This is a genomic window from Citrobacter sp. Cpo069 (genome assembly GCF_030332785.1).
In the GTDB taxonomy this organism is placed as follows: Bacteria; Pseudomonadota; Gammaproteobacteria; order Enterobacterales; family Enterobacteriaceae; genus Citrobacter; species Citrobacter portucalensis.
Genome location: NZ_JAOWHD010000049.1, coordinates 1 through 24,151, shown reverse-complemented (window position 1 = coordinate 24,151; position 24,151 = coordinate 1). Strand labels below are relative to the sequence as shown.

Sequence of the window (24,151 nt, the reverse complement as noted above, 5' to 3'; positions counted from 1 at the left end):
CCCATTAATTAGAGAAGCTATTACTTTCACGGACAAATCATCCCCGTTCTGGCCGTTGCTATTGGCTCTGACATGGCCTTAACATGCACGGTAAGCTGGTTAAAGGGTGTTGCGAAGACTCCCTGAGCGACGCGGTTAATAATGATCTGCGTCATACTCGTTACACCGTCAGTGCAGGCGGTACCGGTCACCTTTTGCCATGCGTCGGCGATGATGGCGTTAAGCCCCGGAGGCGCACTGTCGGTCAGTTGCAGGTTTCGCCCTGTACCCAGCGTATCGAGATTGAGCAGCAGCACCATTTTGCACTCCGGTGCGCTGGCCGTCTCCCATATCCAGCGTAACAGCGTCGGGAGTGAACGATGTCGTGCCTGCTGACGCTGGCGCGAATATTCGCCGGTGCGCTGCCAGACTTCAGAGTGAAAACGCAGAATCAATGACCGGTATTCGCTCATGGCTTCACGATACGGTAGCGCCAGCGTAAAGCTGAATGCCGCCAGTCGCGGGTAATGGTCAACGGCCTGTTGCAGAAATGCACGCGTGCTGACGGCATCCGCGCTGACAGCATCAGACGCCCGTATGTAAGAATGATTCATAATGCAGACTCTCTTTAGGTTAAATCAGGGAGGACACCGCCTCTACGGCGGTATCTGGTTCATAAAGACGGGGAACTATCTGGTACTGCAGCAGTAGTTTCTCTGCCAGTGCGCTTCTTCGATGCTGTAGATACCAGTCAGACACCGGGGACAGTGCTTCACGCCCTGGTAATGGTCGCCGCACCACACGCAGTACCAGGAGAGCACCATTACCGTCGCTTCCAGCCCGTTGATGAGACTGCGCAGCTTTCGGTGCCGGGCTTCGGTTTTCACTTCCGGGTCAAGGTGGGCGCAGGCCATCAGCACATGCCGGGCCACGCTCTGCTGGTCATGTTCAAACCACGGCGGCTCCCCGTATGTCCCCGCATGGAGCACCAGTCGACAGCCGCAGGACGCGCAGCTCCATATCTGCCCCGGCGCACTCACGGCCTCCCCGGCTGTCGCGAAGTGGCCTTCGCGGTCATTGGCCAGATAACATTTCAGCATGCGCATGCCGTCACTTCCTCTATCCGGTTGGTATCAGCACGCACATCACTGTGCTCGCCCGTCCGGCAGGTGAGGCAGTAGCGCTCACCGTGGTAATCACTGCCGCAGCCGTGACAGTGCCAGTCTGCGTAGAAAACCAGGGGACGGGCTTCCGGTACATAAGACTGCAGTTGCCGGATATGGCGGGTCTCCCTCACCCCGGGCTTTACATACGGGCAGTGCTGTCGACCGTTCTCCGAAAGCTTTGCTGCATGATGTTCAAACCACGGACGTTCGGTGTCGTATTCAGGATGGTACTGCAGGGCACTGGCACACAGATGGCAGCTGTAGCGGTCATACGGCGCGGTCTGCGCGGTTATGGCTCCCGTGAGACGGCCGTTGCCGTCCAGAGCCATAAACGATTTTGCATACATAGTGGTACTCTCCTTACCGCCAGACGACACGCAGGCGTCAGCCGTCCCGGTACGGGCAGCGTGGCAGGGTGAATGGCGGTTCAGTTATGCGTTAGCGGGTCGGTACGGTTGGTGGTCGGCACCGGAATACAGAAAGGTTACGGTTGTGCAGGTGCGTCGGTGGGTCTGAAACAAACGGGACAGGGTCTGGCGCCACAGTACTGTCGCCGGCAACGGGGACACGTCCAGCGAACCGGGATGGCCTGTGGCTGAGTGCGGCGTCGTTTTTCCATTCAGATATCCTCCCTGCTCAGACGCCACGGGAATCAGCAATACGCTGCTGCATCCAGGCTTCCACCTCGCTTCTGCGCCAGCGGGAGCTGCGCCCCAGCTTGATGGGTTTCGGAAACAACCCGTCGCCAATCAGTTTGTAAAACCATTTGTCGGTCATCCCGGTAAACGTGGTGATAAAGGTCATGTCGATAAGCGGGTCCTGAGCTGAAAGCAGTGTGTCAGGGCTGGCATTAATATTCGTATTCAACGTGGTCATGGTATTTTTCTCCCTCTGAGGATATGGCTATCGGGAGACGTCCGGTGGTGGTTGAATCATGGGGTTACCGGTTCTCCTCAGAGGATAGGGGAACGTTGTAAAAAATTACCCGGCCCGCACAATCAGGCCTGATGAATCGAGATATGTCTGGCTCAGCCACGGCTGCAACCGAAGTTACGCTCACCGTCACCGGTGATTTTGGTCTCCAGCTTGGCTAAATAGGCCGCCTGCGACAGGGCCTGTTGCAGTTGAGCACCATCGCCACGTGTCAACCATGAGACTGGACTCGCCGGGAAACGAGCCAGAACGGCATGCGCCTGTGCATCCACCTTCAGGGCGCTGCACCACGCTTGTTTAATCATACCTGCAAGCGAATCCGGGTCTTTGTAATCTCCCGGTCCGCACCACGTATCGCGGTTCAGCAACAGCACCGCGTGGTAATGCTTCTTCCCTTTGATTTCACCAAACTCCCGCGCCCAGATAAAACGCAGCGTGGTCGGCCAGACGCGTTTGCCCTCGCGACGTTGACGCGTCTGAAGGGCATCAATCCGGGCTTTCAGGGAATCGGTGAAGCGGGAGATAACAGCAGCATCGGTGGCCGCTGGCGTATCCGGCAGACGGAGGTCAACACGCAGGGCCAGTAAGCGGGTGTAAGCGTTAAGAGCGCAACTGAAGGTATCAGCGATGCGTTGCTGCCAGTAAGGGTCGTATGTGTAACTCATTAAAATGGACTCCGGTGGGTTATCGTTCATAACCATTACCGGTGCTGTTAAAAAAAACTTATTGCCTTCAGCGAGTCCGCCAGTCGATCCCTCAGAGACGGCTGGCTTCAGTAAAATATCGTGGCTGGCAGAATGATTGCGTAAAGGGTAATCGCCTCTCAGAAATCGGTTCTAATGCCGGGTGACCCGAAGGCTGCGAAAAAACAGTCTTCCCGTTAGACGATGGCGGGTACGCTTGACATAAGCGGCGTCAACGAGTTCATCGGGTGGCAAATCACGGGTGATATTACAAATCGTCGCCAGTGCTGTATCGGAGAGTTTAAAACTCCGTGACAAGGCGTAGTAATCCCCGGTTTTTTGGTTACTGATGTTATCGAATAACGCTCTGAAGAAATCCGTCTGTGAAGGTCTGCGGGCGTTGATAATTGCCTCTGTCGCTTCATCCCTAAATGTTACCTCCACCTCTTCCATCCCCAGTGAGCGAATGATCCCGGCAATGTCAGGCCAGTAGCGAAGATCGAAACTGTTAAGTCGCTGCAATTCTGGCTTACAGAAGCAGCTGAAGATTGCGATGCCCTTGTATTGACCTGGACCCAAAATAGGTTGTGGTTACCCTGAAAAGCAAATATTACCCCAGAGGGATGTATATACCCGGGGCAAGAGCCCCTGTACCAGTCCCTCATTGCTGTCATGATATTATTACCCCGTTCAATAAGCCCGATAAATAATCGTTATCGGGACTACTGCTAAAACGCCCTGTAACGCATCAGGAGCGCCATATTCATACTAACCACAGATTTCCACTATCGTGTTATTCAATGCGCTTATGCAGGCTCACAGGAAGCTATGGCGGTATAAGACACTACAGCGCTCAATTACTTATTAAATAGCTTGCGGTGATTACCAGGATAATCACCCTATTCCACGTCACCTCAATCGGGTTATTCTGTTTACGATACAATCATGACTATTATCACCAACACGGATAATGCCCCGTTTACAGTCGTTACCAATGGCCTTGTTTACACATATCAAAAAACTTTCAGGGATAACGGGTCACCGTAGTATCTGTAACTGACAGGTATTGTAAGCGTCAATATCAGGCAGACAGAGCAATACCGACAGGCTTACTACAGGTTAGTTCACTGACTGAGCATTTAACGCTCATCACTAATACGCAGACCAGTAATAAACCATTGATACTCACCTGCTGATTTTCAGGCATGACCATTCACCCAAAACGTTACTGTTAACCAGTAACCACCCTGTCGTTATGATTATTAGATTACTGATGTTAATCATCTTCACTTTTATCCTGACGAGGACTAGTCAATGGTAATATCGACTCAATTCAATTCTGTTTTCTTAATGATAGATTTTTAATGAGTGCTAAACATTCAGGTTGTGACTACATTGAATGGTGTATTTCTTACCTGATGGCAATGATTGCTCAATGGATACCATCCAATAGTACTATCCCCTTAGTGAATACCTTCAGATAATAATACCTCCCAGGCATAACCCACTTACTGATAACACATCATCGATTACTGTTACAAATGATAAGACCCCTTCTTTAATATATTAATACCAATCCAACACGCCAGGCATAACAATAGCTATGAAGATAACCACGCCAGACAGCACTTACCTACAACAAACGCCTGCATCAGTTACTCTGGAATTATCTTTTTTCAATAACATGAAAATAGACACCACGTCATATCAAATAACCTCAATCAAATTAACCCCGTATCATCACTGCCCGCAGAAGCCCTCAATCCTGATTATGAGCAACAAAATGGAAATACCTCATGGCAGCCCGACCTGATACCAGAAATGCCCCCTGAAGCGAACCAGGCACCATGATGGGGATGAAAACGAAAGCATGCAGGAGAACAAGATAACCTATTGAGACGATACTCATCCAGTAAACAGAGAAGCATCTGAGAGATAAACAAAGAAAATGACAACTTTAAAACCATGGTAAAACCTTGTCAAAACCAGTATAAATCAACAATAAAACCTCACGATGACTACCAGATGTGTTTTTAAGTGACGATAAAACCATCATCGTGATACTGTGTAGCTACAACAATCACCACCATAACCACTACTATGTAGTTTACGATTACAGGTATCCACAATGGTTGTACATTACGACAATGGCAGACAACATCTTATAAAAACCCGTGACCTGAGAGTCTGTGCTTTTTATGCCGGGTGGCTGGGTGTTAATAAAATAATTAACACCCGTGACATTCCTCACCAGGATGCAGAAAGTTGTCGACAGGCACTCAACAAACTGATTAATCAGTTCATACCGAATGCAGAACAGCGGGCAAGACTTTTTTCTGATATGGAAACAGCCCGTGATGAAAACATCCTTCCGCTGGAAAGTTTTGACTGGCTAGAACAGGATGAACGGGCAACATTCTGGTTATGGGCGTATATTTGCAAGGCCGGAGACTACGAACTTGGTATTGACAAACCAGCAAATGCAGAGTTCGGAAAGAACTGGTATCAGCGAATGAATCTGAGTGTATCTCCGACAAGCCACCAGGAAAGAATTAATATTATCATCTCTTTTTTCGACAACATTATTATTCCGACCCCACCGGTAAATCATCTCAAGCGCCAGGTCATGGACAGGCTGAAAGACCAGTGGAAAAATATTTACAGCAAACCAGCTCCGCTGAAATGGTTACCTAATGAAGAAGACGCGGTACTGTGGGCATGGAACAGCCTCAAATCGCTTCAGGAAGAAAGAAATGCGCCCACTATCGGGCTCTCATTAAATATTTCAACGCCAGGAATGAGTACCTGGTTTACCCCCCTGAGTCATTCTGAACGCAATTTAGCCCTGCGCACGGCGATCGACTTATGGGACGATGCACCGGATACAAAGCGTTTATTCCTTCTGAACCTGAATAAAGCCTGGAACCAGCAAAAATTACGTCAGTCCCGTACCGATAAAAAAGCACTCAATACGTACCTGAAGAACGAAACAAAAACTCGACTGGACTTTATGGCAGAACGTAGCGGAGTTCGCATCAGTGATATGCTGGAAATGCTGATTAATGACCATTACCGAAAAACCTGTGGTGGTGAGTGAGGGCTTTGCGCTAAAAACAAGGTGAGCGGAGGCAGTAATACAGACCAGAAATGACATTCAAAATAATTTCAGACCTATATTACCGGTGTGAGAACGGCAGCAGAAGTGCTGCCGTTTTGTTATTTCACTCACGGAGGTTAATGTGTCCAGTAAGAACAAACGGGGTCCCGATACCCTGTTACCGTCGTTATTCCTTCTCCCGGGTCAACTGTCCCACAAAATACCCGTGCGTATGCTTCTCGCGCTAAGTCACAGCTATGCTTTCTGTTCCGGTACCCAGGTCTCTCTGATACACGGTCCGCCAGCTCATGAAGGCGGCTATTTATTGCCAGTAATAAGGGAGAAAGAAATGCATTGTCCGAATTGCGGTTCGCAAAACATACGACTGCGCCATGTGGGTAAAAAGACGGGTGGGGTCATTGGCGCAACAGCCGGAGGCATTGCCGGGCTTGAAGGAGCCTCCACCGGTGCGCTGATAGGTTCAGTCATTCCGGTTGTCGGTACGATAGCCGGAGGCCTCATTGGTTTTCTGTCCGGCGCCTGTGCTGGTGCGGTGGCAGGCTCTCTGGCCGGAGAACAACTGGACGGTACCGTCTTTGATGAATACGGCTGCACGCAGTGCGAGCATATCTTCAGTGCACCGTAACGTTAATAAGGGTCAGCCCATCCTGCACAAAGCCTGAGCCGCTGACCGTACTCGCTACGGCACGACTGATGACAGGGCGTGTCAGCATGCTGTCGTCATTTCAGCTACCTGGCACTAACCCTTTGTTAATTCTCCTGTTTACTGAAAGATGAATTTTACTTTTTCTTTTCCGCCATTACGGGGGATGGACATAACGTGTCCCTCCCCGCCCGCATAATAACCGCATGAAATATCAACCTATTTATCGCACACGGAGCGTCCATGCAACGACCCGATGAAGAGGCCCGCTACGACCGGCTGGCCGTCAGATTGTCGGTCATTATCAGCCGGTTAATGGCCGGAGAAACGCTGACCCTTCAGACACTGTCCGGTGAGTTTGGTGTATCGATACGCACCCTGCGTCGTGACTTACATCAACGGCTGGTCCACCTCGACATTATCGGGGAGAACGGCACGTATCGGCTCAGTGAGAGCGCCACGCGTGATCACTCTCCGGGGGCCGTTTCCTTTGCCCGCAGTACCGGTATCGCACGCATTATCCCGTCGCAGAACCGGCAACTGATGCACCTGCTGATGAATGAAACGGGCACCTCACCCTGCTTTATCTGGCACGACTTACCGCCAGCATGGACACAGGCTGACAGTTTTCATCGTCTGGCCGAAGCCATTTGTCATCACCGGGTGGTCAGTCTGCTGGTCGGCGGTGTCCGTCACGATGAGCAGGAGCCTTACCGCCTGATTTACCGGCATCAGCACTGGTATCTGGTCGTCTGTTGCCGGGGGAGCCTTCGGGTGTTCCGGCTGGAAGACATTATCTCGGCCTCACTCTCAGAGCAAACCTTCCGTCGCCGGAGCGAAATCAGTTCGCTCATTACTGAAGAGGGATTTATCAGCGCACTGCCCCACTTTCGCTTTATCAGTGATGTCATTCACACCTTCAGGGAACAACACCCTGAACATCCATCCAGACCCAAAGGAGTCAAATCGTGAAACCTGTCGAAGGCCCTCTGCTGCTCTTCACCCTGATGTTGTCTGCCGTAACCCTGAGCGGCTGTGGCGACAAAAATGAACGCGAGTTTATCCGGGGATGCAAATCAGGCGGCGGTACTACCGCCGTCTGCGGATGTATCCGGGATGACCTCAAAACGAAATATACGCACGGGGAGCTGGAGAAAATGAACCAGCAATACGGTTATGTCCCCCCGCGCTTCATGGACAACATGCTGAGCGCTGCTCAGCAGTGCAGAAAATAAGGAAATCTGAACATGGCGCTTGTCATTAAATATTTCGCGATTGCCTTCGCCATCGCGCTTGTGGTCGTGCTGTTTAACGTGTTCGGGAGTACCGGCGAGATACGCAGTTTTGGTCAGGGAATGGAATATCTGTTCTGGATGACGCTTGGGCCCGGAGCCGGTATGACGGTCGGTGCTGCTCTTCGACAATGGCTGATGCCGGATGCGGTATACACCCGCGAAGGAATGACCGGATTACTCAAGGCCCGTCTGTTCTGGCTTGTGGGCCCACAGTATATCGGCTGGCTGGCCGGACTTATCGTCGTGGGTAAACAACTCATGTAACACGGCTGCCCCCCAACAACATTTTTGACTGAGAAGGAAAAATACCATGCGATTCATGCACGCCATCCTGTCAGCAGGATTACTGACCTTTGCCATCACGGCACAGGCGGTCCCCAATATGTGGAGCAGTGGCTTCGGTATGGGCGTCACCGAGTACATCATCACCAGCCCGGAAAACGTGATGATGAACCTGAACTGCACCGGCAACCCTGACGACCAGAATATCCTGCAGCATCACGTCATGCTCACCCTGCCTGACGGCAGCGGTGCCGATTCACAGGATGAGAAAACCGCCATCACCGTCGTCACGGATGACCAGACGTTCCCCCTGCCGTCCTCTCTGGGCTGGCGTAACGGCGACAACGCCTGGCTGTCGTTCATTGATGCCATCAGAAAAGCAACGTCGTTTGAGATTTACGTCAACGACAAACAGGTGGGGCACTTTACCCCTTCGGCTGGAAACGTTCACAAGGTTCTGGCTGATATGCCCGAATGCACGACACTGACCGCCGGGTAACCCGGCGCATCCCCGGTTTACAGCAAAATCAATCAAGGACAATACGATATGACCGACATTTCGACACTCAGCCAGCGACTGACGACGCCAACCCTGCATTTTGTTCTACTCACCGTCGCCACCTGCGGCATCTGGCCGTTACTGTGGCTGTACCGAAAACAGCAGATTATCAGCGACACCACCGGATATCCGGTTTGCGGCAATCTGTTTATCATCTGGCTCGCCGTCTGTTTTGGGCTCGGACGACAGTTCGGCGTGATGGCCTCACCGGACCTGGCGGGCTACTACACGGGCAGCGATACACTGTTGGCCTTAAGCGGCATTCTGTCGCTCACCTGCGGCGTGATGTACATCGTCTGGGCCTTTAAGGCCAGAGCAGCACTGCGACACTATGCGCTGAACACCTTCCGGTTTGACCTGAAGATGAATGCGTTTTATACCGTGGTGCTCAACGTCTTCTACATTACATACTGCATCAACGATATGCCGCAGGCACTGGCGAAGCACCGCATTATTCATGGTCAGGCCCCTGTGCCGCCGGAGTCTCCGTCACCGCAGTAACGCAGCTCTCCTCTTATTATCCGGCCGGGGCATTCCTGTGTGCCCCAGATTCATCCGGATCCCCCCTCTGAGATTTGACCCAATGACATTACTGAAAATCGTGCTCAACACCCTGCGTCAGGTGCTGACGTGGTGCGCCAGCAGCCGGGCGCAGCAGTTTGTGGAAGACCACTTCCGCGAAGAAGGCTATGACGAAGACAGTATTTACATCGCCAGACAGGCGGCAACCCTGCTCGCAGGTGCCTTAATCACAGCGCTCATGGAACAGATACTGCAGCTTATTGCCACACACTTAACCCACTGATGCCCTGCTCACTGAGCGGGGCATTTTGTTTTATGCCATTCATCAGGAACTGAATATGCAAGTCACTGACGATACGTCGTTACCGCCAGGGCAATTCACCCGCCGACAGGCTGAAGCCGTGGTCACGCTTTACCACAACGTCACTATAGAAGATGACCAGGGTACGCACTTTCGGCTGGTTATTCGCGACAGCGAGGGGACGTTAATCTGGCGGGCCTGGAATTTTGAAGCCAGTGCCGGGGAATGGCTTAACCGCTATCTGCTCAGCCACGGGATCCCCAAACACTGACACACCACAGCTTAACCCAATAGCGACCACACAAAAAAGCCATGCTCCCACAGGAGCATGGCTGTTTTGTTTATGCCGTTAAATCAACAATAAGGAATTTACCATGAGACTAGCCAGCCGCTTTGGACGGACAAACCAGATCCGTCGCGATCGTCCGTTAACCCGCGAAGAACTGATGCAGGTCGTTCCCAGCGTATTCAGTGCAGATCGCCACGGTTCCAGGAGCGAAAAATACGCTTACATACCCACCATTACTCTGCTCGAAAATCTTCAACGCGAAGGCTTTGAACCCTTCTTCGCCTGCCAGTCACGCGTACGCGACCCTGACCGCCGGGAGCACACCAAACATCTGCTGCGCCTGCGTCGTACCGGTCAGATAACCGGCCAGCAGGTTCCCGAAATCATTTTGCTTAACTCGCACGATGGTAGCAGCTCATACCAGATGCTGCCGGGGCTGTTCAGAGCCATCTGCACCAACGGGCTCGTCTGCGGACAGTCGTTCGGTGAAATTCGTGTACCGCATCGTGGCGATGTGGCCGGGAAAGTGATTGAGGGGGCTTATGAAGTGCTCGGTGTCTTTGATCGGGTGGAAGAAAAGCGCGAGGCCATGCAGTCACTTCGACTACCAGCACCCGCGCAACATGCCCTGGCGAACGCCGCACTGACATACCGCTTTGGTGAAGAATATCAGCCGGTGACCGCAGCGCAGATACTGACACCGCGACGGTATGAGGACCATCAGGACGACCTGTGGACCGTTTATAACCGCATTCAGGAATCGTTGCTGAAAGGCGGGCTGAGCGGACGCACCGCACAGGGTAAACGTACCCACACTCGTGCGGTTAACGGTATCGACGGGGATATCAAACTCAACCGCGCGCTCTGGGTGATGGCCGAAGAACTGCAGCAGGCACTGAGCTGATGCAGCACATTCCTGCAAATACCCGTCTGACGGCTGTCTGGCCCGTTTCCCTGCAAAACCAGTCCGGCTGCCGTTCCATCTCCGACGATGACCTCTGCGCCTGGTGCAGACATCTTTGCTACCGTCCCGGCGAGCTCAGCCTGTGCCGACTGTCTGTATCTGACAGCATCTGGCCCTCACGGTGCGATGAAGATGGCTATGCGCAGTCCTGCCCGTCACTCCTGCTGAACCAGCATCCCCAACCCGATAAATAAACAAGGAAAAACTAACATGACCGACATTATTAACCTTCACGATACCCTTCCGTTACCGCCACAACCTGCCGGTTCTGCGCCAGCGCTGACCGCCACCCTCGTACAGGACGAGCAGCGCATCGGCTTTTGGCCGCAGTACTTCGGCAGCATACCGCAGTGGATAATCCTTGAGCCGACGGTCTTCGCGTGGATGGACCGTTTCTGCGCCGACTACAACGGCGGTATCTGGAATTTTTATACGCTCAGCAACGGTGGTGCGTTTATGGCCCCGGAAGCGGAGAACAATGGACCGTGGTCGCTGTTCAACACTATGAACGGCAACGGCGGTGAACTCAGTGCCGACGCTGCGGGGATTGCCGTCTGTCTGATGACTTACAGCCACCATGCCATGCGCACCGAATGCGATGCCATGACGGAGCACTACTACCGCCTGCGGGATTACGCGCTCAGTCACCCGGAATGCAGCGCCATCATGCACATCATCGACTGAGCATCCCGCCATGTCGTATGAACTGTCTCACCTGAATACCCTGTGGGATGCGCTGGGGAAAATAACGGTCAGGGATGAGGACGGAGACGTTGTGACCGACGAACTCTTCCTGCATTTTCTGACGGGCACCTCTCTCTTCCCTATCTGGTCATGGTTTGAATCCCAGCACGACGAGTTCGTCGTTGCCGTGAAACTGTACAACACATCAATCCCGGACGGGTCAACATAAAGGAAAAGCCAATGAATATAACCCCTTGCCCCCCCGACAGCGGGGGAATATCTCCCGCCGCACAGCGCACTATCCGACGTGCGCTGACCCTGCTGGAACGCCAGTTACGCGAGCCCGGCGCCTCCTTTACCTCCACCACCGCCGTTCGTGACTGGCTGCGTCTGCAACTCGCCTCACTGGAGCGTGAAGTATTCACTGTACTCTTCCTCGATAACCAGCATCGTCTGATAGCCCACGAAACGCTCTTCACCGGCACCATCAATCATACGCAGGTCCATCCCCGCGAGGTGGTTAAGGCCGGTCTGAAGCATAACTGTGCCGCTGTCATTGTGGCGCATTGCCACCCGTCAGGCCTTGCCGAACCCAGCAATGCAGATCGTCAGGTCACTACGCGTATTCAGCAGGCGCTGGAGCTGGTTGATATCCGACTGCTTGATCACCTGGTGGTGGGCGGCATGGAGATCGTCTCGTTTGCTGAGAGAGGGTGGCTTTAAGGAGAGAATAACGATGAAAATCATCAGCAAACGCCAGGCGATGGCGATATACCGCCAGCATCCGCAGTCCCGGTTGTTTCGCTTCTGTGCCGGCAAATACACATGGTCCGGCAGCATCTGCCACTACGCAGGTCGGGAAGTGCAGGATATCAGCGGCGTGCTCGCCGTCTTCGCAGAACACCGTCAGGACCGCAACGGCCCGTACGTCGTATTACGCAGCGTTACGCTGAATTAATTCACGTTTAAGGAAGGCTAAAATTGTCGAATACAATACCGCCTGTAAACCACGATATCGCCGCCCCTTGGTGGGGGCTTAAACGCGATATCACCCCCTGTTTTGGCGCACGTCTGGTGCAGGAGGGCAACCGGCTGCATTACCTGAACGACCGCGCCAGCATCACCGGCACCTTCAGCGACGCGGATTTACGCCATCTCGACCAGGCATTCCCGCTACTGCTGAAGCAACTGGAGCTGATGCTGCTTTCCGGTGAGCTGAATCCCCGTCATCAGCACTGCGTCACGCTGTATGCAAAAGGGCTGATATGCGAGGCCGACAGCCTCGGCTCGCACGGGTACGTCTATCTCGCAATTTACCCGACACCTGCAACAACAGAATAAACCTCCCGGCAGTTTTCCTTCGTTTAACTCACCAGTAAAGGTTTCCATTATGCAAACACAACCTGTTCCTCCGAAACGGGAGGTTTCGCCACGCCCGTCACCCGTGGCGATCTGGCAGCGCCTCCTGAGTCACCTGCTGGACCGTCACTACGGTCTGACGCTCAACGACACGCCATTTGGCAAAGATGGTGTGATCCAAGAGCATATCGATGCCGGTATCTCACTGTGCGACGCGGTGAATTTCATCGTGGAGAAATACGACCTGGTACGCACTGATCGTCGCGGTTTTAACGCGGAAACTCAGTCGCCGCTTCTCACCAGTATCGATATTCTCCGCGCCCGCAAAGCCACCGGGCTGATGACCCGTCATAGCTACAGGGCCGTTACCGACATCACCACCGGCAAATACCGTGAGGTGCAACCATGAAGCTGTCCCTGACGGTGGAAGCCGATGCCATCAACGTACTGGCCCTCAACATGGGCCGGATCGTCGTAGACATTGACGGTATTGAACTGACCGACCTGATCAATGTGGTGAACCAGAACGGTTATTCGCTTCTCGTTGCTGACGAACCGGGGAAATTGATTGTTGAAGATCCAATTCCGCCCGTTGCCCGCCTGAACGGCATTCAGTGCAGCACTGCACATATCACGGCGGAAGACAATGCTCTGCTGTTTACCCTTTCACACCAGCATGAAGACTTTGGCGAGTCTGAATGGATTAGTTATACCGGCTCGGGTTATCTGCTCCACCTGGGCGCGTGGTCGTTTCCGGTCTTACGCCTCAAACGCCTCGGTCTGTCAAAAGCCTGCCGTCGGTTATTAGTGACGCTTATGCGTCGCTACGCCGCTGGCATTGTTCATCTGGATGCCTTTGGCGAAGTGCTACCAAGTTTTACAACCTTTGACTGGTAACCCCACCTCAATCACCACAAGGTTTTTACATGCCGGAATTAACCACCGAAGTGGCTCTCAACATTCTGATTGGCTGGCTGCAGGACAACATCAGTTGCAACACCGGCATTATTTTCGACAACGACGAAGACAAGACGGATTCAGCAGTGCTGTTGCCCTGGATTGAGCAGGCGCGAAACGATGTTCGTAATCTCCGCCATCTTCAGCTTCTGCAACAGACCAGAACCTGTTAGCCACCGAACCATACTCACCACACACCTATAAGCCCCAGCCCTTACCGGCTGGCGCTTTGCTTTATATAAAGGAAATTAAAATGTCAGATCTTACCCTCACCGAACCTGAAGTGTTAACCGGCCATACCGATGTGATTTGTTCTACCAGTATTGAGCGCATCATCACCGGACGTAATTTCGCGATTGCACAGATTGAAACGCTGATACAACAACTTGACGATATCTCGACGCTGACCCGCAGCATCGGCGGTGGTAAAGCGAATGAATAGGGAATGCGGCAATACAGCTACGACTGCTGGCTGATGGAGGATACTGATACGGCCATGAAAGCCATTACTCGCAATATCGATCGTGGTATATGGCGGGATCTGATGCAACGCTCGGGAATGCTGGCGCTCATGGACGCACAGGTCCGCGACGAGTGGTACAACAGCCTGGAGAAAGACGATATTCCGGCTATCAGTGAAGAGAATATTCTCAACACATTCGAACAACTGCATCTGAATAAAGGTGAGGTGTTTGAACGAGGTGTGATTAACGTGTTTAAAGGTCTGAGCTGGAATTTTAAGACAAACAGCCCCTGTAGGTTTGGCGGGAAAATCATCGTGACGGGGCTTGTCAAATATGACCGGTGGGGATTTGGTCTGAACTGGGGCTGGCAGCGTGACCGGTTAACGGACCTTGAGCGCATGCTGATGCTGCTGGATGGGAAGGCCATCCCCGACAATCGCGCCGACGTCACGCGCCGGTTAAGCGACCATATCCATGAGAACAGGCATAGCACCCGTTATGAGGATGAGATGTCTGTGATTAAGTATTTTCAGAAGGGAACTGTCCATATCACGTTCAGGCGATCGGAGCTGGTCGATAAGCTGAACGACATTATCGCGAAACACTATCCAGGGGCGTTGCCCACTAAACAGTAAGGAACCAAATTATGGTATCATTTTCAAACATGGATGGTGCTCACTGCGATTCCGTAGTAGATCACTATACCTTGCCATCAAATAGTATTCAGATGGATGTAAAAGTTCCTGTTCAACCATCAAATTTTGACCCTTTGCAGAAGGGGGCCTTAATGGGGGCCTCAACGTTTATGGAACAAGATAAAAACCATTCTAATCAATGCAATTACAAAACAAAATCCATTCCGAGTCCGGGCACCACTATTTAGAAGAACCCGCCTATGGCGGGTTTTTTGCTTTTGGCGAAGCGGGCTCTCTATTGAACTCCGCCAACTGCTCACCTCCAATTCGTCTACTTTTATACACAAATTAGATTGGCAGAAGTCACGCGTAAGCTGCTGGCATCTACCTTTCTCGACAACACACAACTGAAAGAGCGACCATAGGCGAATCCAGGACGTTGAGACACACTGCCCCCCACCTGCATACCCGAAATCTTAAAATCTGATCCGAAGGAGACGCTTCTTGTCTTACTCTGATGTTGTATATTGCAGAATTTTCATTATGTATTTCCGGCTTAAATTTATTCAGGAGAACAAACCTGCATCAATGCTAAGGCAATAATATAGTTTTGCTCCCGAATATTGCATCCCCCCCAAAAAATTCTTCGTACTGTTACAACCCTCCCAATAATACTGCCAGCCAGCCCCACACGGATAAACTGTACTCTGCAATAGGATAGTATATATTTAAATAACACATACAAAACCTTTAATCATTATTTAATTGAATGTTTTAATAAAAAGCAATTCTCTTTTTAGGTCTTTATTTCATGTGTATAATTCAGTTTGAGTTTTCAGATAAATAATTGCAGGAAACACCTGACGCCATTGAGGATGCAAATATGAATTCCAGGTCAGCAGTATTTTTATGTACAGCAGTATTTCTGCTGACTGGCTGCGCGCCACACTCTCCTATTGATGCAAAGAAAGCAGGGGCACGGACAGAGAACGGCGTAAGTAAGACTGCTTCAGCACAGCAACTGACGGACAAGGATATTTTTGGCAATGAAACTACGCTGGCGGTGTCCGAAGAGGAGATCCAGGCCGCGCTGGAAGGGAATGTGTTTCACGTATCTCTGAATTCACCTGTTATTCTGGTACAGTCCGGTAGTCGAGCACCGGAAGCCATCATGCAGCAGGAAATGAGTCGATATTATACCGTCGCAACCTTCTCCGGTATTCCGGACAGGCAAAAGACCGTGACTTGTAATAAAGATAAAAATAAAGACGAGAGCCAGGATATTGCTGTTGTAGAAAACATGAACTGGATGCAGGCATTGCGTTATATCGCTGCAAAAGGGCATCAGAAAGCAATCATCGTTTATCAGGATACATTGCAGTCAGGCAAATATGACGCTGCGACAAAAAACATGGTCTGGTCAGATTATAAAAATGAAAAACTAACCGACAATACATCACTACGTTATCTGGTGCGTTTCACTCTAGTGGACGTGGCAACTGGTGAATGGGCTACCTGGTCGCCGGTCAATTATGAAGATAAAATGCTGCTACCACTGCTAGGGAAAAAAAATGCTGCAGAAGCAACTGCTGAAAGGCAATTTTCGCAGCTTAAGCAAAAAACCTATGCATCAATGGTTAAAGACCTGGTGAACCGTTACCAGTAATCCGTCCTGGCTACCATTATTGACTTGTAGCGGCGCGTCAGCGAATCCGACGTGCCTGCTGCCCCTCGCGGGCTGGAGCCGCAGGGCAAGATTACTCCCCCGCCAGCCCTATCGGGTCAGGATAAAGGAGCTTACCGGAGTGCGAATCATACCGTTAGCGTTGTATGTAAATCACCAAGCTCATCGCGTCGTAGTCCATACGCCACCGCCACACCCTGATCATTTAAGCCATCTGAACACTATTTATTTTACTATTAAATCAGATAGTTAAATACAAAAACTCATCCAGAACACGGCACACATGAAAGTCGGCTATGTCGGCATTTACCGCACCAACCGTAAAACAAAAATCCCCACCGGATATACACGCAACTCCAGCCTGCACCTTAAAGGCGACTGGCTGGTCGAGGCGGGATTTGAGACCGGGCGCGGCGTGACGGTGAAGATCTCGGACGGGTGTATTGTGCTGATGGCAGACTGTAACGAGGTGCAGGAGCTGCGCGAGCAGCTTTATCAGGCTAAACAGGTGGTTAAGGGGATCAAAGATGTGCTTGTTTAGTAGACTTAACCAAAACTGAATAATAAAAAAGCCGGGAAGATTTATTCTTTCCCGGATTTAAAAATTTATAAAAATAATCAGGTAAACATATTAATATCATCAAGAGCATCTTCAGCTCTCGATGATATTATCTCATTTGAATTATTAATTTTCTCTTTCAAAAATGGGATTACTATGTCTTTATTTATTGTACCATTTATTCTGGCTATGTGCCCCAAGCAAGTTAAAGCCAATCCACTAATATCATTATCAGGATCATTTGCCATTCTCATTAACTGCTCTTCGGCCCATTTTATATCACTTATATTATAGGCAATATAAAGAAGAGTCTCTGTAACTTTCTCAGGCTCACCAGAGTTAAGCAGTTTTTCTAAGCGTAACTTATCTTCAGCCACCACAGATCTTTCCTTTTCTCGTCGTTTTATCAGATTTGATCAAGGCAGATTGTTGCTTGTTATCCAAAGCATCCCAATCACGAACATGCCCATGATATTCATCCACTTGATCTGATAACGCTCGCGTTTTATCTAATACAACAATTTCATTATTAACAATATCAACACCAACCCGTCTTGGTGATGTTGGTTTTACTTGAACAGAGTTATCTAAAGCTATCTGACCATTTGTTGGTGCTCGGCTTTTTACTGAATTATCAGAAGTACCATGGTACGGAGCATCTTTATATACATTTACTTTATCACCACTTAGTCCAAGTGGATCGATCCATGTCAGCGGATTAGGCGCATAAGCATAGAGGTTTAACCCGCCTTTTAGCCCTATCGGATCCGGCGTAATAAACCGCCCCATATCCGGCGCATAATACCTGAATGTATTGTAGTGAAGCCCCGTTTCCCTGTCCAGATACTGACCCGCAAACCGCAGGTTCTCTTCCGGCGCACCACCCCATATCTTCCGCCACCTGCCTCCCTCTTCATCCGCGTATTCCGACCGCGTTTCTCCCCACGTCTCCACATCCTGACGCCAGTGCAGTTTCCCGTCCTCATCCGTCAGCGCCTGCGGCATACCGTTATGGCTGCAGCGGTAGTAGTCCACACGCTGTTTGTCGCCGGTGCCGTAAACCCTCGCCAGCGGCGTGTAACTCCCCGCCCCTTCGTACACGTACACCAGCGACTGTCCGTTGCGGGTCTCCGCCAGTAGCCGGAACCCTTCCCACACAAAGGTCGTCACCTCCTGCGTCCCGGTGACACGCCCGTCATCCGGCGCAGATACCGTCACCTCGCTGCGCTTTTCTGTTCGCCGCCCAAACGGGTCGTGGGTAAAAATCACCCGGTGTCGCGTATTTCCGGCCCCGGTTGCGTCCGGCATGTCCAGCACCGCTTCCGTCATCCGGTGTTCACTGTCATAACCGTAGCGCCACAGGCCACCCGGGCCCGGTTTCTGCACCATCCGGCCGTAAACATCATACCTGCACGCACCATTACCGCACTGCGTCTGCCGGTTATGTGTCAGCGACTGCCCTGCCTGCGGGGCAGTCAGCAGGTTACCTGCCGCATCGTACGTATGATGCGTCACCCCACGAAAACTGGTGTCGTGGCGACAGACGTGGTCACCGTCATCGTAATGGTAGCCCTGATAGCGGTAGTCGCTGATTTGCGTTTCACTCAGCAGGTTGTGGCGGCTGTCGTACTGCCAGTGCCACGCCTCCACCGGCCGCATCCCGTTCTCTTTGCGGTAGATTTCCCGGCGCGCCTGCCGCCCCAGTCGGTCATAACGCGTGCGTGTCGTCAGGCCGCCCTGCGTTCGACTGATTTCCCGGTGCAGGTTGTCACGGGTAAATTCCGTAATCAGCCGCTCATCCAGACTGATACTCAGCGCATGACCGCTGCCGTAATACAGCGTCTTCAGGCTGCGACCATCCGGCAGCTGAACGGATGTCCGGTTACCCAGTTCATCCAGGCTGTAGCTCACCCGGCCAGAGTCGTTCTCCTCCGCCGTCAGCCGGCCGAGCCGGTCATGCTCCAGCAGCACGCGCTGTGCAGGACTCTCTGCTCCCGGCGGATAAAACAGCGCCGCCTGCAGAGTCCCTCCCGTCGTGTACCGGTAGACCGTGTGCCCGTCCGGCGTTTGCTTATCGGTCACTTCCCCGGCTGCGTTATACTGCCAGCGGTGCGTCAGCGCATCCGGCGTGCCGGCCGCCCAGGTTTTACTGACCACCCGGTCACAGACATCGTATTCGTAGCGGGTGATAACACCATCCAGACCCCGCTCTTCCGTCAGATGCCCATTTATGCCGTGGATAAACCGGTACAGCTCACCACTTTCGTTATACAAACGCGTCAGCCGGTTGCGCGCGTCATATTCACGCCGCACGGTATGGCCCAGCGGGTCAGTCACCACGCTCACCCGCCCACAGGCATCATACTGCCAGCGCACCGGATTATTGTGTCCCACCCGGTAGCTTTCCGGCAGCCCCTGTGCCGTCCAGGACAGGCTGGCCGTCCAGTCCTCCGCACCGGAAACCATTTTTAGCCTGCCTGCCGGGCTGTAAACATAGCGGGTACTCTCCCCGGCCGCATCCACCTCCTCGGCCAGCCTGTAAGCCGCATCGTACCGGTACTGCGTTGTTTTCCCGGAACAGTCCTGAACGCTGATAAGCTGCCCACGCTCATTACAGCTAAAGCGTTGTACGCCGCCCTTTTCATCTGTGAATTCGACGACCTGGCCCCATTCATCACGACGGTAATAACAGCACAGCCCGAGTGCATTGATTTCTGCACGCAGACCAAAGTTCGCATCATAAAAATACTGGTGTACGCTTCCCTCCGGCCCGCAGGCCTGAACAGGCAGCGCCCGGTCTTCAAGCCAGCGTGTACAAACGGCCCGGCCCAGCGGGTCGGTCTCCAGAATCATGTTTCCCGCATTATCATAGTGATATGCTCTGCTGGCACCCAACGGGTCGACGGTACGCGAAAGCTGCCCGTCCTCGTTCCACTCATAGCCCCATACCTGCCCGGATTCATCGGTGTACTTCTCCACCAGATAGCGACGATCCCATTCATGCCGGTGCGTTTCGCCACCGCCATGGGTGACGATGGTCACGCCCTGTGTCAGGTCATAACCAATCGTGGCGCTGTCACCTCCGCTGGACTCATAGGCCACCACCCGCCAGCCGTCGCTGAACTTTTTCCACTGATAGCGGTGACGGGCCCCGCCGGGCATCCGGTGCCCTGCCATCAGGGCGTCCGGGGTGTAATCAAATTCACGCAGGCAGACATCATCCGCATCGGTCACACGGTACAGTTCCCCCTGCGGGGTGTAGTCGTAGGACATCAGTAGCCGATGAACCGGCTCGCCACCGGGGGGGGCCGGGGTGAGCATGTGCTCAGTGATCCGGGTCGGACGCTGCGGGGAGTGTAAGTCCTGATAATGCAGCACCACCCGCAGGCTTTCCTGGGTATCGGTAATCGCCTGCAGGCGATCCTGTTCGTCATAATGGAGCCGCAAGCCATTGCCATAATTATCCGACAGCAGGTGCAGGCGCAGTTGCGAGGGCGCTGACGGGTGCGGAAGATAGAGCCGCCAGGTGGCGCCGTCCAGATCACCAATCACCACCATGCCCTGTTCGCTCTGCGCAAATAACAGTCCTTCATCGGGACTGAATCCTGCCTCACCCGGCGGGGGACAGACAAAACGGAGTTCGCGTCCCCCTTCATCATGGAAGCAGGCGTATTCCTCCTCCCTGACCACGCGGGTTTCAAATGCGGTGCGCCAGCCGCGACCAAAGAGCCCTTCATGCGGGTTACGGCTGTTGTAGATGCGCTGCCAGATGAGAGGGAAACGGGCCGGGAGCTCAAAATCACAGTCCTCTTCCCCGCTCAGAACCTTCGCGCCCGTCGCGGCATGTACCGGATTCCACAGTGCCCGCACAGATTCGCCAATCTTACTGGCAAGCATTGCCGCCGCCATCCCCATTATCATGCAGGGAAGCTGTTTCAGTAGCTTAGTGGGGCGGCACGTCAGGACGGAAAGCGCGAGCAGCGCGGTTTCCACGCCGGGTGATTTGCCGCTATGAATAGGGCGAACCACAACCGGTTTACCCCCGATGATGACGTTGGGAGAGACCACCGTGGAAACGGTGCCGCCGCAGGTTGTCCGGTCTCCGGTGCGGACGGCAGGCAGACCATTGATACTGACCTGAGAGGAGCCTTCGGCCATAAACTGTATCGGGTTCGGTGGGTGTTTTTCGCATAGCACCACATCATGCTCAGCTTCCACCACCCCGCCTGACGGCCCGGCCACGACAGGGTTAATCAACTCACCCAGCAGTTCGCTGCCATAGCTGAACAGTGCAGACACCCCGTTCAGCACTTTCATCCCTGTGGACATCCGGGCGTCCTCTTCTTCCCGCCGCGTCTTCTCTTCCGCCTCCATTTTTTCCCGCGTGGCGTTTTCGGCGGCGGTCATCAGACGCCCCGCAGCTCTGGCGGCAGGCAGACCATTGGTCTGCACATTTAAAGAACCTGTCGCAATTTTCCCCTGCGGTGACGGGGGGGAGATAAAGTTTGCCGCGCCCTGAGCAATATCGCCGACAACCTCAGAAGCACCCGATAACGAAACTGTCAGCCCTCCGACAATGCCCGCGGCTGTACAGGTTGTTGCGGCGACTGACGCTGCCGCAACCGTCGCAGCTGACACGCCTGCAGCAGTTGCCGCCGCGGCGGCAAGAGGGGCTGCAGCAGCAACCACGACGACCCCAACAGCAACGCAAATAGCCGCTTCAAAAGCTCCCTCCAGTATATCGGCCAGAATACTGGTATGAATGATGTCGTCGCCCAGACGGGCGGCGTTCGGATTGCTCATGGCAAAACGTCCTCTGTCTGATCTCAGTCCCTGTCCAGCGTATTTTTAACCTGCAGCCAGAACCGTTCGTCCTCTTCGCTAAAGGTATTCAGTGCGGTGCAGGTCAGCATCAGCAGCCGCCGTTCTGGCATCAGTACGGCCAGCTGGCGCTGGCAACAAAAATAAGGTTCACGAAGATATGTAGCCGTCGTTTCCCGGGCGGGACAGTCAGGCAATAAAGGCAACGTTAATGTGACGGGTGGCGTCTGTTGATAGTTATCGATCTGTGCAGCCACCTGTGCCCACTGGAATACCAGTTCGTCATCAAACGACCTGTCCCCGGCAATAACTGCGCGGGTGATCACCAGTGAGGTGTGGGTGCGGGTATTGCGAATAACCTGCATCGTGCAGTCAAGCCAGTCTTCTCCGGTCAGCGCCAGATGGCCTTCATTCATGCGGTAAATGGCGTTCATTTTCCGCCCCCCGTCTCTTCGGGGAATAATCCCTGTATAATGCTGGTTAAGTCTTTTTTATGGTTTTTACCGACAACGCCAATAGCCGGGGCGGGCTCTTCCGGATTCAGGCCCAGCATAGCTGTGCCTGTCGTAATGAGACTGTTACCCTCAGCCACGATGTTAAACGCCTTGCCCTTAAGGTTAATCACGCCCCCGGCATGCAACTCCAGTGCACTCTCCCCACATTCCAGCCGGATCATGGAACCTGAGCCGATGACCACATTTCCCGCGCTTTGCATTATCCTGTCGCCGCCGTTAAAACAGGTCACATCGGTTTTGACATTCACTTCCTGAAACTGCCGAATATTGAGCAGCTGGTGCCCGTCAATTTTGACATCTTCGTTGGCGGTCACGACTTTCAGCCGGTTATTGCCCACTACCAGACTCTGGTTACGAATGATCGCCGTACCCTGATCGTTGAGTACCGTCGTCTTCATGTCCTTCTGCGCATGCATCGACAACAGTTCCTGACCTGTTTTATCCTCGAACATCAGCTCGTTATACCCGCTACCTTTATAGGTTTTCGAGCGGATGGTCATCTGCGTCTTCGTCCCCGGCAGACCGCCCGGCGGCGGGTTATCCGCATGGTACGTCCGCCCCATGATGATTGGCTGGTCAGGGTCCCCGTTCAGGAAGTCCACTATCACCTCCTGTCCCACCCGCGGTATCGCCAGGTTGCCGAACCCCGGTCCCGCCCACGCCTGCACCACCCGTATCCAGCACGAGCTGTCCTGGTTCGCCGGGTTATACCGGTCCCAGTTAAACTTCACCCGCACCCGGCCATGTTCGTCACAGAAGATTTCCTCCCCCTCCGGGCCGGTAACAGTGGCTGACTGCGGGCCGTCCACTGACGGCTTTTCCATTGGCCGGGGCCGCCACGTCCTGTCCGCCGGTATCACCGTAAAATCATTCTCAAGGGTGGTCCCTGAACCGGAACGCCCCGCCACCGCCTGCGGCTGTTTCCCCTGCAAATCGCTGCTCACCACCTGCCATTCACGGTTCAGGCCCGCCTGCGGATGTTCCGTCAGCTGAATACGCCGCCCCGGCCATATTGCCGGAGAACGACTTTTTCCCTGCGCCTCTTCGGCATTATTGCGCCAGCCCTCCACCTGCCAGCGGGCGAAGTTCTGCCCGTGGTCGTCCTTGAAGCGCCCCGGATAATCAAACACTTCATACTGTGTACGCTGATAATCCTGGTTCTGCCCCTGCTGCTCAAAGCGGCCCGCCCAGCCGGGGCGTTTAAAGGTGTAGTCCTTGCCAATGACAGAAGAGGGGCGTATCTGTGCGCTGTGGCGGAACTGGCTGATGCACGGCGTGCTCACTTCGGTCCGGGTATTCGGGTTCCACGGGATGTCAAACACCTCCGGCAGAAAGCGCACCGTGTCACACAGCACCAGACTCTGGTCGTCGCTGTCAGGCGAGTGCTCTTCGTAGAAGAACAGTCCTTCCTCCGCCGCCATCCGCGCCAGAAAGTCATAATCCGTTTCACCGTACTGCACGCAGAATTCCCGCGCCGGATGCGCCTCACTGAACAGCGGACTCCAGTCCGTCACCCCGTTTTCCTGCAATATCGTCCCCAGAATGCTTTTAATGTCCTCATTCTGAAAAATACGGGAGTTCTGCCGCAGGGAGGCACGCCACACCGGTGGCCGGACAATCATGCTGTACAGCATCTGGTGTCCGTCGTTTTCACCCTGCTCAAACCAGGTCACAATACCGTTCACCCGGCGCTGTATCTCCGTGCCCTGCCAGATTTTAAGATGGGCTGTTTTTTCCAG

At 53.2% G+C, this 24,151-nt stretch carries 32 protein-coding genes and 1 pseudogene; 24 read left to right on the top strand and 9 right to left on the bottom strand.

Annotated features, from left to right (window positions below; genetic code table 11):
- Window positions 1-26: 26 nt before the first annotated feature.
- The 3 genes from OGY08_RS12205 to OGY08_RS12195 all read right to left on the bottom strand — a co-directional run bounded on the left by OGY08_RS12205 (window position 27) and on the right by OGY08_RS12195 (window position 1,492).
- A complete protein-coding gene (locus OGY08_RS12205) occupies window positions 27-593 on the bottom strand; it encodes a UCP030791 family putative phage-derived protein (RefSeq protein WP_009652434.1) in 567 nt (188 codons plus the stop codon).
- Between the two features lie 75 nt (window positions 594-668).
- Complete coding sequence (locus OGY08_RS12200) at window positions 669-1,085, bottom strand: putative zinc ribbon protein (protein WP_009652429.1); 417 nt, start codon at window positions 1,083-1,085, stop codon at window positions 669-671.
- Window positions 1,073-1,492: a putative zinc ribbon protein gene (locus tag OGY08_RS12195; protein ID WP_016154451.1), complete on the bottom strand. Its 420-nt coding sequence runs from the start codon at window positions 1,490-1,492 to the stop codon at window positions 1,073-1,075. Before OGY08_RS12195 ends, OGY08_RS12200 begins: the two co-directional genes overlap by 13 nt.
- A 72-nt stretch (window positions 1,493-1,564) precedes the next feature.
- On the opposite strand from OGY08_RS12195, the gene OGY08_RS12190 reads away from it, so the two are divergent.
- Entirely contained in the window at window positions 1,565-1,744 is a 180-nt protein-coding gene (locus tag OGY08_RS12190; RefSeq protein ID WP_131334065.1) for a hypothetical protein, read from the top strand.
- Between the two features lie 37 nt (window positions 1,745-1,781).
- Here the strand turns inward: OGY08_RS12190 and OGY08_RS12185 are convergent, their stop codons facing one another.
- Together OGY08_RS12185 and OGY08_RS12180 are read right to left on the bottom strand one after the other, a co-directional pair.
- Window positions 1,782-2,021 carry a helix-turn-helix transcriptional regulator gene (locus OGY08_RS12185; RefSeq protein WP_009652493.1) on the bottom strand — a complete coding sequence of 80 codons (240 nt, stop codon included), beginning with the start codon at window positions 2,019-2,021 and terminating at the stop codon, window positions 1,782-1,784.
- Window positions 2,022-2,173: 152 nt separating this feature from the next.
- Window positions 2,174-2,743 (bottom strand): inovirus Gp2 family protein, encoded by a 570-nt coding sequence (locus tag OGY08_RS12180; RefSeq protein WP_016154452.1) that lies wholly within the window; start codon window positions 2,741-2,743, stop codon window positions 2,174-2,176.
- A gap of 2,146 nt (window positions 2,744-4,889) precedes the next feature.
- On the opposite strand from OGY08_RS12180, the gene OGY08_RS12175 reads away from it, so the two are divergent.
- From OGY08_RS12175 to OGY08_RS12065, 23 genes and pseudogenes are all read left to right on the top strand, one after another.
- Window positions 4,890-5,858: a hypothetical protein gene (locus OGY08_RS12175; RefSeq protein WP_016154453.1), complete on the top strand. Its 969-nt coding sequence runs from the start codon at window positions 4,890-4,892 to the stop codon at window positions 5,856-5,858.
- Between the two features lie 349 nt (window positions 5,859-6,207).
- The gene (locus tag OGY08_RS12170; protein WP_009652512.1) at window positions 6,208-6,504 is read left to right on the top strand and encodes a membrane protein; all 297 of its coding nucleotides are present in this window, start codon (window positions 6,208-6,210) and stop codon (window positions 6,502-6,504) included.
- A 261-nt stretch (window positions 6,505-6,765) separates the two neighbouring features.
- Window positions 6,766-7,494, top strand: a complete 729-nt coding sequence (locus tag OGY08_RS12165; protein ID WP_009652433.1) for a helix-turn-helix transcriptional regulator — start codon at window positions 6,766-6,768, stop codon at window positions 7,492-7,494.
- A complete protein-coding gene (locus OGY08_RS12160; RefSeq protein WP_009652486.1) occupies window positions 7,491-7,757 on the top strand; it encodes a hypothetical protein in 267 nt (88 codons plus the stop codon). The genes OGY08_RS12165 and OGY08_RS12160 overlap by 4 nt, the downstream gene beginning before the upstream one ends.
- Window positions 7,758-7,769: 12 nt before the next feature.
- Window positions 7,770-8,081: a hypothetical protein gene (locus OGY08_RS12155; protein ID WP_009652410.1), complete on the top strand. Its 312-nt coding sequence runs from the start codon at window positions 7,770-7,772 to the stop codon at window positions 8,079-8,081.
- A 46-nt stretch (window positions 8,082-8,127) separates the two neighbouring features.
- Complete coding sequence (locus tag OGY08_RS12150) at window positions 8,128-8,598, top strand: YfjT/YkfB family phage-associated protein (protein ID WP_009652431.1); 471 nt, start codon at window positions 8,128-8,130, stop codon at window positions 8,596-8,598.
- Window positions 8,599-8,646: 48 nt separating this feature from the next.
- The gene (locus tag OGY08_RS12145; protein ID WP_009652395.1) at window positions 8,647-9,159 is read left to right on the top strand and encodes a DUF4234 domain-containing protein; all 513 of its coding nucleotides are present in this window, start codon (window positions 8,647-8,649) and stop codon (window positions 9,157-9,159) included.
- An 82-nt stretch (window positions 9,160-9,241) separates the two neighbouring features.
- Window positions 9,242-9,463, top strand: a complete 222-nt coding sequence (locus OGY08_RS12140) for a hypothetical protein (RefSeq protein ID WP_009652443.1) — start codon at window positions 9,242-9,244, stop codon at window positions 9,461-9,463.
- 55 nt (window positions 9,464-9,518) lie between these two features.
- On the top strand, window positions 9,519-9,752 hold the full coding sequence (locus OGY08_RS12135; protein ID WP_009652474.1) for a DUF905 domain-containing protein: 234 nt from the start codon (window positions 9,519-9,521) through the stop codon (window positions 9,750-9,752).
- A gap of 103 nt (window positions 9,753-9,855) precedes the next feature.
- Window positions 9,856-10,674, top strand: a complete 819-nt coding sequence (locus OGY08_RS12130) for a DUF932 domain-containing protein (protein ID WP_009652424.1) — start codon at window positions 9,856-9,858, stop codon at window positions 10,672-10,674.
- On the top strand, window positions 10,674-10,928 hold the full coding sequence (locus tag OGY08_RS12125; RefSeq protein WP_009652519.1) for a hypothetical protein: 255 nt from the start codon (window positions 10,674-10,676) through the stop codon (window positions 10,926-10,928). Before OGY08_RS12130 ends, OGY08_RS12125 begins: the two co-directional genes overlap by 1 nt.
- 16 nt (window positions 10,929-10,944) lie before the next feature.
- Window positions 10,945-11,418 carry an antirestriction protein gene (locus tag OGY08_RS12120; RefSeq protein ID WP_080336072.1) on the top strand — a complete coding sequence of 158 codons (474 nt, stop codon included), beginning with the start codon at window positions 10,945-10,947 and terminating at the stop codon, window positions 11,416-11,418.
- Window positions 11,419-11,428: 10 nt separating this feature from the next.
- Entirely contained in the window at window positions 11,429-11,647 is a 219-nt protein-coding gene (locus OGY08_RS12115; RefSeq protein ID WP_009652503.1) for a hypothetical protein, read from the top strand.
- An 11-nt stretch (window positions 11,648-11,658) separates the two neighbouring features.
- Window positions 11,659-12,141, top strand: coding sequence for a RadC family protein (gene radC / locus OGY08_RS12110; protein WP_016154455.1), 483 nt, complete (start codon window positions 11,659-11,661; stop codon window positions 12,139-12,141).
- A gap of 13 nt (window positions 12,142-12,154) precedes the next feature.
- Window positions 12,155-12,376, top strand: a complete 222-nt coding sequence (locus OGY08_RS12105) for a DUF987 domain-containing protein (RefSeq protein ID WP_009652392.1) — start codon at window positions 12,155-12,157, stop codon at window positions 12,374-12,376.
- Window positions 12,377-12,399: 23 nt separating this feature from the next.
- Window positions 12,400-12,759 (top strand): type IV toxin-antitoxin system YeeU family antitoxin, encoded by a 360-nt coding sequence (locus tag OGY08_RS12100; RefSeq protein WP_009652436.1) that lies wholly within the window; start codon window positions 12,400-12,402, stop codon window positions 12,757-12,759.
- A 49-nt stretch (window positions 12,760-12,808) separates the two neighbouring features.
- The gene (locus tag OGY08_RS12095; RefSeq protein ID WP_016154457.1) at window positions 12,809-13,186 is read left to right on the top strand and encodes a TA system toxin CbtA family protein; all 378 of its coding nucleotides are present in this window, start codon (window positions 12,809-12,811) and stop codon (window positions 13,184-13,186) included.
- The gene (locus tag OGY08_RS12090) at window positions 13,183-13,674 is read left to right on the top strand and encodes a DUF5983 family protein (protein WP_009652438.1); all 492 of its coding nucleotides are present in this window, start codon (window positions 13,183-13,185) and stop codon (window positions 13,672-13,674) included. Before OGY08_RS12095 ends, OGY08_RS12090 begins: the two co-directional genes overlap by 4 nt.
- 29 nt (window positions 13,675-13,703) lie before the next feature.
- Complete coding sequence (locus OGY08_RS12085) at window positions 13,704-13,907, top strand: DUF957 domain-containing protein (protein WP_009652505.1); 204 nt, start codon at window positions 13,704-13,706, stop codon at window positions 13,905-13,907.
- An 80-nt stretch (window positions 13,908-13,987) separates the two neighbouring features.
- Window positions 13,988-14,833: pseudogene (locus tag OGY08_RS12080) on the top strand (DUF4942 domain-containing protein).
- Window positions 14,834-14,844: 11 nt separating this feature from the next.
- Complete coding sequence (locus OGY08_RS12075; protein WP_016154458.1) at window positions 14,845-15,081, top strand: hypothetical protein; 237 nt, start codon at window positions 14,845-14,847, stop codon at window positions 15,079-15,081.
- A gap of 635 nt (window positions 15,082-15,716) precedes the next feature.
- Window positions 15,717-16,499, top strand: a complete 783-nt coding sequence (locus OGY08_RS12070) for a lipoprotein YafT (RefSeq protein WP_125363306.1) — start codon at window positions 15,717-15,719, stop codon at window positions 16,497-16,499.
- Between the two features lie 301 nt (window positions 16,500-16,800).
- The gene (locus tag OGY08_RS12065; protein WP_125363307.1) at window positions 16,801-17,058 is read left to right on the top strand and encodes a SymE family type I addiction module toxin; all 258 of its coding nucleotides are present in this window, start codon (window positions 16,801-16,803) and stop codon (window positions 17,056-17,058) included.
- A gap of 77 nt (window positions 17,059-17,135) precedes the next feature.
- Here the strand turns inward: OGY08_RS12065 and OGY08_RS12060 are convergent, their stop codons facing one another.
- From OGY08_RS12060 to OGY08_RS12045, 4 genes are all read right to left on the bottom strand, one after another.
- A complete protein-coding gene (locus OGY08_RS12060; RefSeq protein WP_228553259.1) occupies window positions 17,136-17,453 on the bottom strand; it encodes a hypothetical protein in 318 nt (105 codons plus the stop codon).
- Window positions 17,446-21,879, bottom strand: a complete 4,434-nt coding sequence (locus OGY08_RS12055) for an RHS repeat-associated core domain-containing protein (protein WP_286565892.1) — start codon at window positions 21,877-21,879, stop codon at window positions 17,446-17,448. Before OGY08_RS12055 ends, OGY08_RS12060 begins: the two co-directional genes overlap by 8 nt.
- 23 nt (window positions 21,880-21,902) lie before the next feature.
- On the bottom strand, window positions 21,903-22,331 hold the full coding sequence (locus OGY08_RS12050) for a DcrB-related protein (protein WP_008784877.1): 429 nt from the start codon (window positions 22,329-22,331) through the stop codon (window positions 21,903-21,905).
- Window positions 22,328-24,151, bottom strand: a 1,824-nt coding sequence (locus OGY08_RS12045) for a type VI secretion system Vgr family protein (RefSeq protein ID WP_286565891.1), incomplete at its 5' end; no start/stop codon positions are given. The genes OGY08_RS12050 and OGY08_RS12045, both read right to left, overlap by 4 nt.